The 3,104-nt window shown below is 73.8% G+C and carries 2 protein-coding genes; both read right to left on the bottom strand.

Features of this window, described 5'->3' with window-relative positions:
- Nucleotides 1-416: 416 nt before the first annotated feature.
- Nucleotides 417-1,523: a hypothetical protein gene (locus tag ABD308_RS33175; RefSeq protein ID WP_344343324.1), complete on the bottom strand. Its 1,107-nt coding sequence runs from the start codon at nt 1,521-1,523 to the stop codon at nt 417-419.
- Nucleotides 1,524-1,592: 69 nt separating this feature from the next.
- Nucleotides 1,593-3,104 (bottom strand): threonine/serine exporter family protein (locus tag ABD308_RS33180; RefSeq protein WP_344343326.1); only part of this gene is annotated, 1,512 nt, incomplete at its 5' end.

Here is a 3,104-nt window from a genome sequence, read left to right on the forward strand (position 1 = left end):
CCGGGGGGGGCGGCGGACGGTGGGCCCGACGGTTCGGCGGCGGGCGGATCGGCGGGGACAGCCGGGCCCGGCTCGGCCGGGGCGGCGATCGCGGCCGGGAGCAGGCCGAGCACGGAGGTGAGGGACATCAGGAGGATCGGCAGGAGCCTGCGCGCCATGACGCACCCCTTCGAACGGTCACGAGGGAGCGGAGCGGCCGCACGCGCGTCGCCGCAGGGCCGGGGTGACGACGGGACCGGCCGGTGCCCGTCACCTCCGGAGGCCCGGCGAAGCCTCCCATTCCGTGACAAGACGGTCACTGTCCGACATGTTCTCAAGTCGGGCCGTTTTCACACCTCAAGCCCGCGCCGCCGACCGGGTGACCATCGGATGATCCGACCGCGCCTTGGCTCCAGCCGGACACCAGGGGGTACGAACTACCTGCTCATCCTGCGGGTCCGTGTCCGCAACCGGCGCCGCCGACCCGGCCGGGGTTCCTGACCGGCCGACCCGACCGCGTACGTCCGGCTCCGGCCGGCCCGGACCGCCCGCCGCCGCTGCTGGGACCCGCCGTGCCGCCCGACCCGGTCGGCCGGCCCGCCGTACCCGTCCGGCCCGCCGTACGCCGCCGCGCCGGCGCTCCGGTGACTCCCGGACGGGTGCTCCGTGCCGCCCGCCGCCGAGCGGCGGTCGGCCAGCCGGGCGGACCGCCGGGCCAGCGCCCGGGCAGCGTGCGCGTCCAGGTGGGCGGTGGCCCGGGCGGCCATCCGCTCGGCCACCCGGTGGGCGGCCGGGTGGTGGCCCGGCACCTTGTCGGGCGCCCCGGCGATCAGGTCGAAAAGCCAGGTGCGGGCCCGGTCCGCGCGCCGGTGCAGACGGCGCTCGCGCCGGAGCGCCCGGGCCCGCAGGCGCGGGCTCGCGGCGTACCGCCAGCGCGCCCAGGGGCTGCTCGGGCGGGCCAGCCGGACCGCGCCGATCCAGGAGAGGCCGGGCACCATGATGCCGAGCAGCCCGGTCCACACCTTGCCCTTGAGCAGGGTGACGACCATCGCCAGCGCGTTCACCGAGATGACCGTGACCAGCCCCCACCTGGTCTCCCCGGTGGGCTCGGCGCCGAGCGGGACGTACCCGACGAGCAGCAATCCGGTGAAGAGGATGCCGAAGATCACCGCGTCCACCGACTTGCGGCCCTGCTCGCTCCAGTAGACGTCGTCCAGGTGCAGGATCAGCGCGAACTCGTCCAGCACCAGGCCGCAGCCGATGCCGAAGAGCAGCCCGAAGACGTCGATCCACGGGTGCCCGCCGTAGGTCGCGAACACCCCGATGCCGCCGGCCAGCAGGAAGCCCAGACCGAAGACCATGTGGTGGATGTGCAGCCCGCCGGGCGTCACGTTGCCGGGCCACCAGCGCACCTGGGCCCTGATCATCCGCACGCTGAACCGGATGAAGACGAACGAGGTGATGAACCCGACCAGCAGCAGGAACAGCGGTTGCTTGTGCGTGGCCACGATGTGCTCGCGGTAGCCGTCCAGCAGTGTGGTCATGGGTCTTACCTTCGTTCCTGGTGCTGCGTGCGGTCTGCCGCGACATGGCCCGGGGGCCAACGGCCGGCGTCAGAAACCGCGGGTGCGCTTGGCGGCCCGGCGGGGGATCACCGGAGCGAGCGAGGGGCGCTCGACCCCGACCGGGAGCTTCATGAAGAGCCGGGCGATCTCACCGCCCAGGTTCACGCCGATCGCCAGCGCCATCGCGATCGCGGCGGCCCGGGTGATCTGGACCAGGCCCGCGCTGGGGTGGCCCTGGGCGAACGAGAGCATGCCGAGGTAGAGCGCCGAACCGGGCATCAGCGGCCCGATCGCCGCGGTGACGTACGGCAGCGCGGACCCGTTGCGGTAGCGCGCCATCAGCTGGCCGAAGAGGCCGACCAGGCCGGCCGCCACACCGGTCGCGACGATCGGCGAGACCCCCGCGTTGTAGGCCAGCGCGCCGTAGCTGGCCCAGCCGATGCCGCTGTTCAGGGTGACCAGGGCGAGCGAGCGGCGGTCGGTCTGCAGCAGCATCGCGAAGGCCAGGGTCAGCACCATCGCGGCGACCATCTGGACCGGCGGGTAGCTGATCCCGACCAGCGACTCGTCGGGTTTGAGCTTCGCCTCGAAGCCGACGCCCAGGTAGAGGATCAGCATCACGCCGATGACGATGCCCGCCACCAGGTAGATGACCTCCAGCAGCCGGGCCGCGGCGGTGATGTAGAAGCCGGTCAGACCGTCCTGCACGGCGGCGACCAGGGCGCGTCCGGGCAGCAGCGCGAACAGCCCGCCGGTGATCACCACGGAGCCGCGCAGGCCCAGGTCGTTGAAGGAGAGCACGATGCCGGAGGCGGCGGCCGGCATCGCGGCCAGCACGAACTGGTAGAACTCCGGCAGCCCGCGACGGGCGATCAGCGAGGCCAGCCGGTCGCCGAGCACGGCGGCGACGAAGGCGCTGAGGAAGACCAGCCAGGCCTTGTCGTCGATCTGCCCGCCGACCAGGAAGGTCGCCGCGCCGGCCAGCAGGCCGGTGTTCAGCGCGAGCAGCCAGGCCGCGTACGGGTGCCGGTTGCGGCGGATCACCGCGAGCCGGCGGTAGGCGTCGTTGACGCTCACCTGCTCGGCGGTGATGTCCGCGACCAGCTCGTACACCGCGTTCAGCCGGGTGTAGTCGGAGGTGCGGCGGCGCACCACGCGGTCGGCGGTGATCGGCGGCTCGACCAGCGAGGGCTGGTGCGAGATGCCGATCAGGGTGAAGGTCACCTGCGGTTCGCAGCGGTCCAGCCGGTAGGCGTGCGCGATGCCGAGCATGGCCGCCTCGACGTCCTCGGCGGCCTCGCCGCTGGCGAGCAGCAGCTCGCCGAGGCGCAGGGTCAGGTCGAGGATGCGCGGGACGTTGCGGGCCGCGGCCGCGGAGGGGTGCAGTTCGCGGGCGCTCCGCTCGAAGGCGGGGCGCTCGGACATCGGGGTGCGCAGCAGGGTGCGCATCCGGTCCGGCCAGGGCGCCTCGCCGGGGGCGCCGGGGCTGAGCGCGCCGAGCGGGATGCCGCTCGGCGGGGTGTAGCCGGCGGCCCGCCACTCCTCGGGGGTGAGGGTGTC

The sequence above is a fragment of the Kitasatospora putterlickiae genome, assembly GCF_039527695.1.
Taxonomy (GTDB): domain Bacteria; phylum Actinomycetota; class Actinomycetes; order Streptomycetales; family Streptomycetaceae; genus Kitasatospora; species Kitasatospora putterlickiae.

Excerpts from the sequence above, each read along its gene's own strand:
- ABD308_RS33175 (WP_344343324.1), bottom strand. The coding sequence starts at position 1,523 with ATGACCACACTGCTGGACGGCTACCGCGAGCACATCGTGGCCACGCAC.